We start from the raw sequence: 12,936 nt of genomic DNA, 5'->3' as shown, positions 1-12,936 counted from the left end.
TAATAGAATATGAATATAGGGACAATCAAAAAAGTACAAACATTCCTGAGAGAAAGTAGTTAATTACATCAGTGTTTATATCAGGTTGAATTCAAACAAGAAAGGGGAGTCTTTATGGATTTTCAAGTTATTGCTCATTCGTTTGAGATAGGGAGGGCGAAAATCCAAAAATCTTTGAGAGGTGATTTAATCTATAGCAGAAAAAAATATCCGGAAATGAAGATTAAAATTCTTGAACAGTTACAGGGAAAGGTAGAAAATCGAAGTTTGAGGGAACCCAGATTTCTACCTTTTGAAATTACTAATCTCTTTTATAATACACCGAATGATGATGGTTGTTCAAACAAGCCAATAATACAATTAACGTCTAACACCCGTTGGAGTTGATTATTCAATGAAAAGAAAATTAACTTTGTGGGTGGATGAAGACGAAAAACGCATTTTAGAACAAGCTCTGAAACAGAATCAAAAGAAGTTAGTTTCAGCTATCACGAGTACTGATTTTCAACGGAAGTTTATTCGAGATGAGCTAGCAATAACAACAGAATTGATACAGCAAATAGAAAAAAGACAACACCTTGTTGAATTACCTACCATAACAAGACTTCATGAAGTATGGAGATTAAATAGTTTCAAAAGAAATGGAAAACATTTTGGAAGGTAAATGCAAGAAACAGCGGCAATGATTGGGCGAGAGACAGAAATTCCACTGTCATGGCGGGTAAAGTTGCATAAGAGTTGTCTATAGCGAGTTTGAAGACAGTTGTTGAAGCAAGAACTCCATTCGGCCTACATGGGGCTGGTTGAGTGGTGATTGTACCTCTTTTGAAACCTGTGTACAGTAACTTTTTTCTCACATTCCTATTTGCAGGGGAGTTATCCAGTCCCCTGCGCTTTTTCCAAAAACTGAAAATAAACTCCCGGAGGAGATAGATGATGACTGAATCAAATCGACAAACCGCTTTGCTGAGAGCTGCAAAACAAGAGTTAGGCCGTTTCTTCCAGATGTTTGCTGATGGAGTTAAAGGACTAACCATGCCAAGTAAGTTAATTGACTTGGTTTGGCATGGTATGCAGAAAACGGAAGCATACACTTCATTTTGTTTAGAGAATTGTGGTACTCTGGTTCAGCATGCACCAATTAAAGGTGTTGGAACCGTATCTTGGGTTAAAGATTATGAAAATCGATTTGGTTCGCTTCATCCAGTGTGGTTCATGAATGAAAATGGGCGATTGGATGAACAGGCATATAGTGAATATGAAGCATCAGGAAATTGGCATCGGGCATCGTGGGATTGTGGACCAAAAGAATAGTAAGGTCATTCAATTTGACCAAGCCTCTGTATTCGCTGAGTATTGCAAAGTAATTTCTGATACATTTTGCCCATTTTTAAAACCTGCCGAAAAAGCGAATGTTCTATTTGCCACTGAGTATAAGGTAAATGCGGATGACTTAGCAGGAATTCAAGAAACAATGTTTTACTACGGGGTTATGCACGTGGAGGCGCTTCGGCGCTTCCGTTATCAAAATAGAAACTCATCTAAAGGAATCTTGGCTTGCGATAACGTAATTTTCGTGTTAGATGATAAGTTCCATGGAATAGATGGACAAGCTTTATTTAGTTGGCCGCATTGGTTACTAAAAGTATTGTATTCTCAAGTCGGCGTAATGATAGGCAAGTTCTGGATTGGTGAGAAAATAAACGGTCGAAATGGACTGGCGATCCCTGAGCCTCCTTGTCATTTCTTTTCAATTCGTTCGGTTATAAAAGAACGCGACCCCTATTTCTTCACAAAAGCACCTCAGCTATTATCTCAGATTATTCAATCCACCGATTCATTAGCTAATGTTCATAAATCTCTTTTGCCAAATGGGTGTAATCTGGATTTTGCGAGTATGATGAAACATGATTATTATCAAATCGTACTAGAATGGGGTAGGAAAGAGTGGGAAAAGAAGGGTACGAAAGCATAGGAATGCTAACTCCTGCACTGCTTGAGAGTATTCAGAATCAGGTAGGCGAGAAAATAGAGATTATCCATTCTGTTCGTGTAAGGGATGGTGAATCTTACAAGGTTGAGATACAAAAGCAGGCGATGTTGTTAAAGGTAACAGAACAGATTGAACGGAAGAATGGATTCAAAAAAGAGACCCAAATACTAAAACTAATTGATGCTACCAAAAATCAAACAGCTAGTTATGGTCAGTTGAATTCGCGAACATGGTTTTTGCGTCCATGGATTGATGGAGTAAGTGCTTGGAAACGCTGTTCTTATGTGCATGACAAACCGTTAGATTCCGCCTCAAAGGAAAAGTTTATATCTGACCTATTAGCCATGTTGCAAAAGTCAATTGATTTGAAGCAAGTCGGGTATTTACATGGAGATTTGCAACCTAATCATTATCTGTTTGACTCTTTTGGTACTGTACATTTAATTGATCTCGAAACGGCAGTTCAAGTCAATATATTTCCGTCAGGTTATCGAGGCGCACTCGTTCACTTTGTCCCACCTGAGACAGCAATGGGAATGATTGAAGGGAATAAGGATATACCTTTAGATGTGATATCTGAAATCTATTCTTTTGGCGCAGTTGCTTACTTTCTATATACAAACGCTTCCCCAGTTGCTTACAGCTCTTCAATGGAAGATACCGATTATCGTTCGATTCCGTTTGAGGACAAGTTAAAAGCTATCAAAGCCGGAAGGATTCGACCGTTTGAATATGTAAGGAAAGATTCTAGATTCACTGAGCTAGAATTGATAATTAGCAAGTGTCAATCGAGGGAAAAGGAAGAAAGGTATCAAACATTTGAAGCGTTGTATTCTGACTTACAACTACTGCAATAGTAAGTGAATAGAAAGTGCTAATTTGAAGGGGTGGTAGATGAATTATCCAACTTAACTTCATCTTCTATCTACTATTTGTTTAATTATTTTTGACCCATAATAAATATGAATTAGTTATTAAAATAGATCGACCATTGATTCAATAACTTTCTTATGTTGTTGTTGCGATTACGGAAATAGGAGGGTTGTGGATATGGCTAAACCGGATTGCCCTAACTGTAAAGAAAATGATAAAGTAGTGCAAACGGATGACGGAAATTATGGTTGTCAAAGATGTGGCGACTTTTTTGACAAAGAAGGTAAGAAATTAAACCGATAGTATTAAGAGAATAAGGGGTACTAAGTCAGTACCCCTTTAAATACATAGAAATGGGGTGATTTTTTTGATCGATTATGAGATGTTTCTAATGGGCGAAAAACCAGCACTCATTGAATACTCAAAGAGTAATGCGTTTCTATCTAATAAACATCTGTTGATGCATTACCCACACATATTAACAAATGATTATTACATATTCTTTCAGACAATAGAGCAAAAAAATGAATTCATTCCCAAATTACGAAAGGTGAAGTTTGATTCTCCAGAATTTCGAAAACTAGTAGGGTTAGAAATAGGATACCCACCTAAAGCAGTTGATTTCTATGTCAAATACTCCGAACTTGAGAAGCAAGAAGGAAGCTATGAAATTAATCAATTAGAGTCACATAGAGTTTCCATTCGTTATGCTGGTATTCGTTGTGTATGTCATTTGGATGACTTAATAGAGTGCTTTGAGTGGCTATGGGAAAAATATCCGAGTTTAGATGATACTCCGAAAGTGTTAGTTGGTACGACATTTTATCCTATTCATGGTCGACAAGATATTGAAAATGTGCGGCAAATTGTACTAAAGAATGTTAAAGAGCTGGTTTAAAAGAAAAAATTGCCGTGGGCTTTAGCTCGCGTTTTTTATATGGAATAAAAAACACTCAAAAAGGGCTACTCTAATTTAAAAAGGTTGATAACATGTCTATTAACAGCTCAGAGGTAGCCCTGCTTATCCAAAAAACTGTATATCTTCAGATTTTAAGGGCTGTTCTTGAATTGGTTTCAAACAATGCGAAAATTGTTTTAGAGGAACAAGAAGAAAAGAAAAGATATGTGAAATATCAGCATAATAAGTATACATTTGAAGCTGAGTACCTTAATCACAATATAAAAATTGAATGTCAGAATATTTTGTTATCATATTTAGAATTATAGACTTGCGATGCTCCATATTTTGAAATTGTACAAAAGAAAGTCATTTTGATTAGTTAGGTAAGTTGTATTTCTTAATGGGATACAATTTTTTTGTGTGGAAAAAAATTAATTTGGTTACATCAATCGATTTTTAATTTCTTCAATGGTTTCACTATTAGTGTCATTATAGTGTTTAGCATTTACCTGCTCTTTTTCAAGAGATACAGATTAATAATACTCCAATAGATATTGTAATAATCGCATAAGATCATGTAAAATGAATATTCCGAAAAAAATTATTGAGAAAATATTATTCTATTTAGGAGGATTATATGATTCGTATAATGGCAATGGATGGAACAGGTGAACTGCATTTTCTGGATCAAATTGACGATCTACTACAAAAAACATGGAATTAGTATAGGGTTGATTTTTCAGAACCGACACCTGCTGAAGCAAAGGAACTGGAGCGATTCTCTTTTCATCCATTGGCTGTGAAAGATTGTTATTATTAGTTTTAAAAACCGAACGGAAAAGCAGCGTTTAAAACAAAGTCTCAATAAAGCGCAAGGTAACACGGCAATGGTTACGAAATGGGTCTTCCCCTCCCATCTCTTACTAGTAACTCTTGTGATTCCAAATAAAGATCATGGATAACCAGTGAAAGAGCCTCGCTGATCCGCAGACCGGTATAAGCCAGTAAATTCACCAAAGCATAATCGCGTTTGTTTTTTGATTCTAACACGGTCTGAATAAATCGTTGTACATCGGATTCACTATGTATGGCTGGTGAGGCATACCATGTTGAACCTTCTTCCAATCCTCTTTCTGGACCACAAAGTGATCTTCTTCCCTTGTTTGAATAAGATATTCATTCCAAGAACATAAACCAGCCATATGAGAGTTAAACGTACTCAGATCAATCCCTCTTTGCTGAAGAAAAACTTTATATTCTGCTACATTCTCCATATACATCTGCTGTGGAACCCTCTGAAATCGATCTTGAAACCACCGAATATATGCCTTTACAGAAGATAGATAAGAAAAAATTGTGTTTGGAGATTTTCCGTTCGAGATCAAATGTTGTTCGAACAAGCAAAGAATATCTTCTGATAAATTATGTTTCATAGAATTTTGCACTCTTTTCATCAATTTATGTTTCCTTATTGGGTAGAACCAGCATCCGGCGACTGAGGGGTAACGAAACCATATAATTGTGATGACACATAAACAATTTCAGTTCTTTAGCGTATTTTTTTGGTTTGTATAAAGTAGGGATAGGGCTCCAATTGGAAATGATCATTTTTGTTTCCTGCAATACTCATATGTATAGGATGAATCTCTGGTGATCTTGAAATCGGATACCATGTTCGAGTACTAGCACCAAGAATAAACATCCCTTGGTCATTTCCTAATATTTGAAATGTTTTCCCATCCCCTGTATATGAAGTTACATCAAATTCAGCACATAACTTTTCAATTGTTTGCTCCATATCATTTTGTAAACCAAATCCTATTTCACTTATATTGATTATCGATAGAGGATCAAATGGTTTTACAGACGAATTATCCAGATTTTTACGAGCGATAAATTCAACCAGATTACCCTGAGGATCATAGAAATACACAGACTTAGCATTCGTTGCCCCAAAAAAAACAATCTTCTGATCAGCATAAATATTTGCCTCTTCAATGGTTGTAGCATCTAGTATATGGCATCCCTTTTGCAATAGCCAATCGTGAACTTCCTGTATTTGATTATGTGGTATATCCATTGCGAAATGATAATATGGATTCTTTTGATCCTTATCATAAGTAAAAGTGAGTTCCGTATGACCTGCAGTAATAGTAAAGGAATCCTCGGATTCTTGTTTCAAAGGAAAGCTGAGTTGTTCTAAATAAAAATGCTTCATTTTTGAAAGGTTAGTGATTGAAAGTTCAAGAGAAAGAATTTTCATATGTATCCCTCGCTTCATTTATTTATAATTATTATTATATGGTAATTAGAATAATATATAATAGTTTCAATTGCAAGATGTAAGAATTAATAATGAATGTCGGGTAGGTCAGGCTCTTCTCGGAGCCATCCCCACCTAAGAACTAATTATTTTGGTATTTTATTATTTTCAGAAAATTTTCTTTCCATTACTTGAGCAAATTGCGCTTTATGACACGGATGCTGGTTCTGGGCCATTTTGAAATAATCGAATGGGATATTGAAAAATAAAGAAAAGACCTTGAGATTGCGCCCAAGGTCTTTTTATACCAATAACTCCACTAAGGAGTAAAAAATATTATAGCCTATGTGTCCATGAGATCTGTTCGTTTGCTTATTAAAGCCCCAACACCTGTCCTAGAGGCACAAATTGGATCGCCGCAACCGCACAACCAAACATAGATAATAAAGCGAGACTTTTCATTGAAACAACTCCACTCTAATATTTTGATAATGTTCTTTCTATTATCCCTTAAAATATGGAAATTGTCTAACTTAATGAGGAATGACCAACTTCGTTTTTTTAAAAGAAGTAGCTCATTTTTTGTTAGAGCGAAAACTCGTTAAACTAATTACAATATGGGAATGAATAAAATGGCTTCTCAGATTGGAACAACACGAAAATATACTACATTAGATGAGGGTATAAACCAACAACACAATGCCCACAATGCCACGTTCGAGCGGTACCAATTATATAAATTAGCCGAAGCCATAGCTCACAAGAACGATTTCCTAAATATAATATTGTAACGGAATTAGGTGTCTGTTTTGAGCAGATAAACGATCCCAACGGTTTAAACGAATATGTATACAAATTTTTTCAAATAAGAAAAAGGTGGATTGAAGAAAGGAGCATTGAACAATGATAAAATATAATTCCTTTTTTCTTGGACCAAGTGCCCCTGAAGGAGATTAATACAGATAATTCTAGGGTGAGCAAAGGCTCACTTTTTTTATTGCTTTAGCAATTTAATATTTCTACTTCTAATTTTTATAGAAATCACCTGAATATATGTAAAAGTTACTTAGGCATGATAGCCTCTTAAAACGAACATCCAACCTTTAAGAATTCGGCTGAAAATGCTGATTTAGAGCGGTTTTTAAGCAATCGGTCAATTTGCGATATCGGTGAAATATTCGGTATACTAATTTTAGATCGTAACTAAGATTAATTTACATCTCACCGTTACCTTTAGGATTTTTTACAACCTATCCAAGCTGTTTTATCGTTTACGATGTTGCGATCAAGAGTCTATAACAGTAAGGAGGGTTGTATGAATGTCCAGCAAAAAACGTAAATTTAAAATTAACCTTCAACCTTTTAATGGCCCCATTCATCTACAAGGGCTTGCTATGTGGGGTAGTGACGAGACACCATATTGTCACGTGTGTAAAAAGAACGATAAAGTAATTTGGGATGAAGGAGAATATAAGTGCAGTCGCTGTCATGTAGTGGTTGAGCGCTAAAATAACATGGTTTGAATAGTTTGATGATGTATAATTAAAGGTAGCTTCGTTTACTTGGAGTTACCTTTAATTATTGAGGAGTTGATTAAATGAGCCAACGAAAGAAGTACGAGGTTGCTTTTCTAGAAGGTTATAAACCAGCAGTAATTACTACTAAGAAAAATCCTTTTATTCCTGAACTCATTAAATACCCGCACAACTCTTCTTTCGATTCTGATTCTAATTTATATATTTTCTTTCAAGAGGAGCAGCAGAAGACTGAATTTGAAAAACAGATAGAGAATATTCAAGAGGAAAGCTATGATTACCATTACATTATAGGTTTAACTCTCGGATTTCCCAAACGATCCGTCCAATTTTATGCGAATATGCGTCAACTTGAAGAAATCTTAGGTAAGTACCCAGAAGAGGAAGAAAGAAATGGTATAGGGGTTATATGGTCAGGATTCTTTTTTTCATCTCATTTTGTATTTTTCAAAGAAGATGTTCGATGGTTATGGGATACATACACTCATCCCAAGGCAATAAATCACCCATTATTCTTGTGGACAGAAGAAACCAGTTATCTAGAAGTTCCATATGGTGATTTTCACCGTTTAAACGAAATGCATGAATACATATTACAGAAACGTGGACTTGTACCAGCGATATAGCTTAAATGTTGTACTATTACGATGTCTCACGATAGCAAAATCAAATATTCATTTTGTCTCGTGGGCTTAAAGCTCGCGTTTTTTATTGAGAAGTAGAGTTATTATTTTAATAATTGGTGACAGCTTTGTATAATTGTGTAGCAACGTGAAACTTGACAAAGGGGGGTATATTCCACCTTTGATTTTTTAGAGGAGGTCGAATGATGAAACAAATTATTGCTATGGGTGGCGGTGGCTTTTCGATGGAGGAGGATAACCCTCTCCTTGACTTATACATATTGGCTCAATCAAAAAAAAAGAAACCTAGGGTCTGCTTTGTTCCTACAGCATCAGGTGATGCGGATGGATATATTCGAAAATTTTATCGATGTTTTGAGAAGTTCGAATGTGAGACCTCTCATCTATCAGTTTTTAAAGCCCCAGTAGACTTGGAAGGGTTCATGTCTGAACAAGATATTTTTTATGTTGGAGGAGGCAATACCCGAAATTTATTGATTCTGTGGAAAGAGTGGAGAATCGATGAATTACTAAAAAGGGCCTATCATAAGGGTGCTATTCTTACAGGGCTAAGTGCTGGATCGATTTGTTGGTTTGAGCAAGGCGTGACTGATTCAATCCCTGGAAAGTTATCTTCACTAGAATGTTTAGGTTTACTGAAAGGTAGCAATTGTCCCCATTATGATGGTGAAAAAGAACGGAGGCCCAGCTATCATAAATTGGTTGAAAATGGGGAAGTCACAGATGGGTATGCAGCAGACGATGGAGTAGCCTTTCATTACATAAATGAATCCCTACATCGAGTTGTAAGCTCTAGAGAAAATGCAAAAGCGTATCTAGTAAAGAAGAAAAAGGGTTCAATAGTGGAAACAGAGGTTCATCCGATCTATTTAAAGGAATCTGCATTGATTTAAATTTCTTAGAGACTTTACATGAATTTAGACAACTTACCAGCCTAGCGTACTGGTAATAGGTGCGCCGCCCATGTGGGTACATTCTAACTGCATGGGATGGGGTGATGGCACACCCCTGAACTTGAGCGTTGTCTGTCCAAAACGGAAACGGATTGCGGACGCTAACGACTCAAGAATCCCACGCTTTCATGCGTGTGGAGTGTCAATGTTTCTAGCTATGAGTGAGAGATTGGAATGTTAAACTGCTAACTCACACCCGTTTTTTATACATCCTCATTGCAAAGAAATATGCTACGAGTACAATCCCAACACACCACGCAAGAGCAACCCAAATATCATTATCCACTGAATAACCTGACAGCAGCGCACGGATGGATTCGACTATTGAGGTCACTGGCTGATTTTCGGCGAAGGCACGAACAACAGATGGCATCGACTCGGTTGGCACAAACGCCGAACTGATAAACGGTAGGAAGAGAATAGGGTAGGAAAAGGCACCTGCGCCATCCACTGATTTTGCGGACAGTCCTGGAATAATCGCGATCCAAGATAATGCAAGCGTAAACAGCGCGAGTATACCTGTTACTGCAAGCCATGATAGTATCCCCGCCGGCGAACGAAAGCCCATAATCAATGCTACAATAATGATGATGACAACCGATAGGGCGTTGGATACCAGTGAGGACAACACATGCCCCCATAGTAAGGTAGAACGTGAAATCGGCATGGTGTGAAACCGCTCGAATATACCTCCTTGCACATCAATAAATAGGCGGAGAGCAGTGTAGGCAATACCGCTGGCAATAGCAATTAGAAGTATACCAGGCAAGAGGTAATTTACATAGTTATCAGTTCCGGTTTGAATGGCACCACCGAGCACATAGACGAACAGCAACATAAAGCCGATCGGCATGATAGTGACCGTGATGATGGTGTCCATACTACGGGAAATATGGCGCATGGAACGCCCAAGCATCACACTCAGATCGTTGAAAAAGTGTTTTTTTGTCCCTTCCATTTACTTATCCTCCTTTTTTCCGACGATTGCGAGGAATATTTCCTCCAATGTTGGCTGTTTTTCAACGTACTCCACTTTTGGAGATGGGAATAGCATTTTTAGCTCCGATAGTGTTCCGTTGGCGATAATCCTGCCCTCGTGTAGAATAGCAATTTGGTCAGCAAGCTGCTCAGCTTCTTCCAAATACTGTGTTGTTAGGAATACCGTCGTGCCTCCGTCGGAAAGCTCCTTGACAATCTTCCAAACCTCGATGCGCGATTCCGGGTCAAGCCCAGTAGTCGGTTCGTCGAAAAAAATGATCTGTGGTTTTCCCACAAGGCTCAAGGCGATGTCGAGCCTTCGACGCATACCACCCGAATAAGTAGACACTCTGCGATCGGCGGCGTCAGTCAAACCGAAGCGTTTCAGCAATTCGTCTGCAACCTGATGCGGATTTTTGAGGTGTCGCAGCTTGGAAATCATGATCAGATTTTCCCGTCCGGTCAAAATTTCGTCCACGGCTGCAAATTGCCCAGTCAAACTAATCACCTGTCGCACATGCTCGGGTTTTGACACAACATTGAATCCGTGTACGGTGACGGTTCCGCTGTCTGGTTTTAGCAATGTGGTGAGGATTTTGACAACTGTTGTCTTCCCTGCTCCGTTGGAACCGAGCAGGGCGAAAATACTACCCTTTTCCACTTCGAAATCTACACCCTTTAGGACTTGAAGCTGCTTGTAAGACTTTTGCAACCCAATCACTTGAATGGAATGATTTTGCATATTTTCCCCTCCATCTAAATCTTATTGTTATTTTTAATAACGACTGAGTTGTTTTTATCTAGAGTTTGATACCATTTATTTAAACTCCATAAAAAAATACCAAACCAAACGAGCACAAAAAAACTGGCAAGAAGGACATAAATGGTTGGGTCTATAATCGATTTTCCTATCCATGTCTGTATGAAGAGGAAAATCAGGAGAAGTAGCCATGATATACCACTAATATGAACCCATTTGTTGGTAGAAGATATGCGTGTCTGTCCAAGTAACCAGCCAATTGACGGTATCGCCTGAAGACCATGAAACCCGACAAAATGCAAGATCAGAATGTCTCCTTCCAAACCCGCCGTACGACCTAGATTGGAGCTCATCCAAATTCCAGATAAGATTCCGCCTGAAAACACAGCCATTAAACCATAGAGTAGAGAATTGAAAAACGCTTTATCTATTTTCTTACGTTCTTTAATGATTATCACTGTAAAATAGATAAATAGAATCATTAATACTATTTGCAACATTGGATAGAATAACATTGCTTCATCATACCAACCGATGGTATGTAACATTCCAAAAATAATCTGCCTTAGAGGCAGTTCATTTTTGGGTCGTTGCATACAGTAATTATGCTTTTTCATTATATATACGGAAAAGATGTACGAATCGTTCGATCATTTGGTCATCGAGCAGGTCAAGACCCAATTTGAGCGACAACTCCTGAAGGAACCTGCATTTGTTCAACGCACCTTCAGCTGTATCGCTAAACACAAGAGGATTCAGCCACAAGTTGCCCATTAGCATTAAGACTTCGCTGAGTTCCTTGGGATAGTCGGTTTTGATCGATCCGTCCGCCAACCCTTGTTCTACAATGGGTTGTATATACTTGGGGACAGATTCTTCGGTAATGCTGCGCATCTGACCCACCAACATCCTTGGATTATCCATCAGGCTGGGGGCGGTGGACACCATCTCAAGCTGCGAAGGATTATTTAGAGAAACCCAAAATATTTTGCGAAGCTTCTCAATTCCGGTTAGTGACTTGTCATCCCGAATCGAGGTGAGCATTTCGTCAAGGCCTTGATATAACCGTTCGGTCACTGCCTGCATAATCTCCTCCTTCGATTTGAAGTGATGGTAGATTGCCCCTTTCGTCAGACCGCCGAGCCCGTTGATAATATCTTGAATAGAGGTACGTTCATAACCTTTCTCCATGAACAGGTTGAGCGAAACAGTTAATATTTGATTGATAGTTTCTTCAGGGTATTTATTTCGTGCCATTGTCTCTTTCCTTTTCCATACATTCGGTTGGTATGTAATCGATATACAGGATCATTTTGGTGCCGTCAAGACCCGAAAAAGAAGTAATTCGTACAGCACCCTATAACCCGCCACATTCTATATTAAAATACGACGAAAATTGATACAATACCGGTGCCAAACATGAGCAATAAGACCGATTAACGACTAAAAAACTAGTCATGTTTTACATAGGCAGGTGATTCAGATTAGTAAATCCGTGATAAGCGTTGATTATTTTATTCACTAAGAACGCAAAGGACTTCATTCATCAACTATGCAGGCTCATTGGTCTTCGTAAAAAAGTAGTAATGTTAACAGTTACTCTATTCAACAATCGGGCCATTTTGCGGAATAAATCAGATCAAACAGGGAAGTTTGTAAAGAAATGTACTTAAGCTAAAGGGGTAGAATATGAAAAATAGTGTTTTTGAACAGATGGCAAGAAAATATGATACAGAAGAACGAATTGAATTAGCCAAAGTTATCGTTAAGGAAGTAAGAGCAGAATTACGAAATAGTAAATCAAAATCTTTAATAGACTATGGGAGTGGTACTGGTCTAATTGGATTAGAATTATCAGATTTGGTGGATTCTGTTTTGTTGGTGGACTCATCAAAACAAATGGTGGAGGTTGCAAAAGAAAAGATTTCTCACAAAGGAATGACAAACGCCAAGGTGATTTGTTCAGATTTTACTAAGGAAACACCTAAACTTAAGTCAGACATCGTTTTAATGTCACTAGTTCTTCTTCATATTCC

General features: G+C 37.7%; 19 protein-coding genes. 12 read left to right on the top strand and 7 right to left on the bottom strand.

All coding sequences use genetic code 11. The features are described 5' to 3' along the window. The first annotated feature begins 114 nt into the window (after positions 1 to 114). The 8 genes from BUB71_RS16725 (at position 115) to BUB71_RS16695 (ending at position 4,093) form a co-directional block, all read left to right on the top strand. On the top strand, positions 115 to 387 hold the full coding sequence (locus tag BUB71_RS16725) for a hypothetical protein (protein WP_073157612.1): 273 nt from the start codon (positions 115 to 117) through the stop codon (positions 385 to 387). 7 nt (positions 388 to 394) lie between these two features. Continuing rightward, positions 395 to 664, top strand: coding sequence for a hypothetical protein (locus BUB71_RS16720; protein WP_073157608.1), 270 nt, complete (start codon positions 395 to 397; stop codon positions 662 to 664). 269 nt (positions 665 to 933) lie between these two features. Then, a complete protein-coding gene (locus BUB71_RS16715; protein WP_139279163.1) occupies positions 934 to 1,314 on the top strand; it encodes a glycine-rich domain-containing protein in 381 nt (126 codons plus the stop codon). Beyond that, positions 1,253 to 1,975, top strand: a complete 723-nt coding sequence (locus BUB71_RS16710) for a hypothetical protein (RefSeq protein ID WP_175552410.1) — start codon at positions 1,253 to 1,255, stop codon at positions 1,973 to 1,975. Before BUB71_RS16715 ends, BUB71_RS16710 begins: the two co-directional genes overlap by 62 nt. Beyond that, positions 1,948 to 2,850 carry a serine/threonine-protein kinase gene (locus BUB71_RS16705; RefSeq protein WP_073157599.1) on the top strand — a complete coding sequence of 301 codons (903 nt, stop codon included), beginning with the start codon at positions 1,948 to 1,950 and terminating at the stop codon, positions 2,848 to 2,850. Before BUB71_RS16710 ends, BUB71_RS16705 begins: the two co-directional genes overlap by 28 nt. Before the next feature lie 193 nt (positions 2,851 to 3,043). Beyond that, complete coding sequence (locus BUB71_RS20250) at positions 3,044 to 3,169, top strand: hypothetical protein (protein ID WP_281248221.1); 126 nt, start codon at positions 3,044 to 3,046, stop codon at positions 3,167 to 3,169. 64 nt (positions 3,170 to 3,233) lie between these two features. Next, complete coding sequence (locus BUB71_RS16700) at positions 3,234 to 3,764, top strand: hypothetical protein (protein ID WP_073157596.1); 531 nt, start codon at positions 3,234 to 3,236, stop codon at positions 3,762 to 3,764. 92 nt (positions 3,765 to 3,856) lie between these two features. Next, positions 3,857 to 4,093 (top strand): hypothetical protein, encoded by a 237-nt coding sequence (locus BUB71_RS16695; protein ID WP_073157592.1) that lies wholly within the window; start codon positions 3,857 to 3,859, stop codon positions 4,091 to 4,093. Between the two features lie 565 nt (positions 4,094 to 4,658). Here BUB71_RS16695 and BUB71_RS20405 read toward each other — a convergent pair. The 3 genes from BUB71_RS20405 to BUB71_RS16680 all read right to left on the bottom strand — a co-directional run bounded on the left by BUB71_RS20405 (position 4,659) and on the right by BUB71_RS16680 (position 6,030). Continuing rightward, a complete protein-coding gene (locus tag BUB71_RS20405) occupies positions 4,659 to 4,817 on the bottom strand; it encodes a tyrosine-type recombinase/integrase (RefSeq protein ID WP_175552409.1) in 159 nt (52 codons plus the stop codon). Next, positions 4,811 to 5,200, bottom strand: a complete 390-nt coding sequence (locus tag BUB71_RS16685; protein ID WP_175552408.1) for a phage integrase N-terminal SAM-like domain-containing protein — start codon at positions 5,198 to 5,200, stop codon at positions 4,811 to 4,813. Before BUB71_RS16685 ends, BUB71_RS20405 begins: the two co-directional genes overlap by 7 nt. A 116-nt stretch (positions 5,201 to 5,316) precedes the next feature. After that, positions 5,317 to 6,030, bottom strand: coding sequence for a VOC family protein (locus BUB71_RS16680; RefSeq protein ID WP_073157584.1), 714 nt, complete (start codon positions 6,028 to 6,030; stop codon positions 5,317 to 5,319). A gap of 1,319 nt (positions 6,031 to 7,349) precedes the next feature. On the opposite strand from BUB71_RS16680, the gene BUB71_RS16675 reads away from it, so the two are divergent. The 3 genes from BUB71_RS16675 (at position 7,350) to BUB71_RS16665 (ending at position 9,102) form a co-directional block, all read left to right on the top strand. Beyond that, positions 7,350 to 7,538 (top strand): hypothetical protein, encoded by a 189-nt coding sequence (locus BUB71_RS16675; protein WP_073157580.1) that lies wholly within the window; start codon positions 7,350 to 7,352, stop codon positions 7,536 to 7,538. Between the two features lie 89 nt (positions 7,539 to 7,627). Then, entirely contained in the window at positions 7,628 to 8,191 is a 564-nt protein-coding gene (locus tag BUB71_RS16670) for a hypothetical protein (protein WP_073157577.1), read from the top strand. A 203-nt stretch (positions 8,192 to 8,394) separates the two neighbouring features. After that, positions 8,395 to 9,102, top strand: a complete 708-nt coding sequence (locus tag BUB71_RS16665) for a Type 1 glutamine amidotransferase-like domain-containing protein (RefSeq protein WP_073157574.1) — start codon at positions 8,395 to 8,397, stop codon at positions 9,100 to 9,102. 250 nt (positions 9,103 to 9,352) lie between these two features. Here the strand turns inward: BUB71_RS16665 and BUB71_RS16660 are convergent, their stop codons facing one another. Genes BUB71_RS16660 through BUB71_RS16645 form a run of 4 tightly spaced genes read right to left on the bottom strand, consistent with a single transcriptional unit; the run spans position 9,353 to position 12,157 of the window. Continuing rightward, a complete protein-coding gene (locus tag BUB71_RS16660) occupies positions 9,353 to 10,120 on the bottom strand; it encodes an ABC transporter permease (RefSeq protein ID WP_073157572.1) in 768 nt (255 codons plus the stop codon). Further along, the gene (locus BUB71_RS16655) at positions 10,121 to 10,882 is read right to left on the bottom strand and encodes an ABC transporter ATP-binding protein (protein WP_073157571.1); all 762 of its coding nucleotides are present in this window, start codon (positions 10,880 to 10,882) and stop codon (positions 10,121 to 10,123) included. A 14-nt stretch (positions 10,883 to 10,896) separates the two neighbouring features. Next, entirely contained in the window at positions 10,897 to 11,496 is a 600-nt protein-coding gene (locus BUB71_RS16650) for a hypothetical protein (protein ID WP_073157568.1), read from the bottom strand. Positions 11,497 to 11,503: 7 nt separating this feature from the next. Further along, positions 11,504 to 12,157 (bottom strand): TetR/AcrR family transcriptional regulator, encoded by a 654-nt coding sequence (locus tag BUB71_RS16645; protein WP_073157565.1) that lies wholly within the window; start codon positions 12,155 to 12,157, stop codon positions 11,504 to 11,506. A gap of 432 nt (positions 12,158 to 12,589) precedes the next feature. On the opposite strand from BUB71_RS16645, the gene BUB71_RS16640 reads away from it, so the two are divergent. After that, positions 12,590 to 12,936, top strand: a 347-nt coding sequence (locus tag BUB71_RS16640; RefSeq protein WP_139279162.1) for a methyltransferase domain-containing protein, incomplete at its 3' end; no start/stop codon positions are given.

It is taken from the genome of Seinonella peptonophila, assembly GCF_900129355.1.
In the GTDB taxonomy this organism is placed as follows: domain Bacteria; phylum Bacillota; class Bacilli; order Thermoactinomycetales; family Thermoactinomycetaceae; genus Seinonella; species Seinonella peptonophila.
Note: the sequence above shows the minus strand (reverse complement) of the source record. Positions and strands in the feature narration are given on the sequence as shown.

What these genes read in the sequence shown, in the direction of transcription:
- BUB71_RS16725 (WP_073157612.1), top strand. Translation starts at nt 115, where the DNA reads ATGGATTTTCAAGTTATTGCTCATTCGTTTGAGATAGGGAGGGCGAAA.
- BUB71_RS16720 (WP_073157608.1), top strand. Translation starts at nt 395, where the DNA reads ATGAAAAGAAAATTAACTTTGTGGGTGGATGAAGACGAAAAACGCATT.
- BUB71_RS16715 (WP_139279163.1), top strand. Translation starts at nt 934, where the DNA reads ATGATGACTGAATCAAATCGACAAACCGCTTTGCTGAGAGCTGCAAAA.
- BUB71_RS20250 (WP_281248221.1), top strand. Translation starts at nt 3,044, where the DNA reads ATGGCTAAACCGGATTGCCCTAACTGTAAAGAAAATGATAAAGTAGTG.
- BUB71_RS16695 (WP_073157592.1), top strand. Translation starts at nt 3,857, where the DNA reads ATGTCTATTAACAGCTCAGAGGTAGCCCTGCTTATCCAAAAAACTGTA.
- BUB71_RS16685 (WP_175552408.1), bottom strand. Translation starts at nt 5,200, where the DNA reads ATGAAACATAATTTATCAGAAGATATTCTTTGCTTGTTCGAACAACAT.
- BUB71_RS16680 (WP_073157584.1), bottom strand. Translation starts at nt 6,030, where the DNA reads ATGAAAATTCTTTCTCTTGAACTTTCAATCACTAACCTTTCAAAAATG.
- BUB71_RS16675 (WP_073157580.1), top strand. Translation starts at nt 7,350, where the DNA reads ATGTCCAGCAAAAAACGTAAATTTAAAATTAACCTTCAACCTTTTAAT.
- BUB71_RS16670 (WP_073157577.1), top strand. Translation starts at nt 7,628, where the DNA reads ATGAGCCAACGAAAGAAGTACGAGGTTGCTTTTCTAGAAGGTTATAAA.
- BUB71_RS16665 (WP_073157574.1), top strand. Translation starts at nt 8,395, where the DNA reads ATGAAACAAATTATTGCTATGGGTGGCGGTGGCTTTTCGATGGAGGAG.
- BUB71_RS16660 (WP_073157572.1), bottom strand. Translation starts at nt 10,120, where the DNA reads ATGGAAGGGACAAAAAAACACTTTTTCAACGATCTGAGTGTGATGCTT.
- BUB71_RS16655 (WP_073157571.1), bottom strand. Translation starts at nt 10,882, where the DNA reads ATGCAAAATCATTCCATTCAAGTGATTGGGTTGCAAAAGTCTTACAAG.
- BUB71_RS16650 (WP_073157568.1), bottom strand. Translation starts at nt 11,496, where the DNA reads ATGCAACGACCCAAAAATGAACTGCCTCTAAGGCAGATTATTTTTGGA.
- BUB71_RS16645 (WP_073157565.1), bottom strand. Translation starts at nt 12,157, where the DNA reads ATGGCACGAAATAAATACCCTGAAGAAACTATCAATCAAATATTAACT.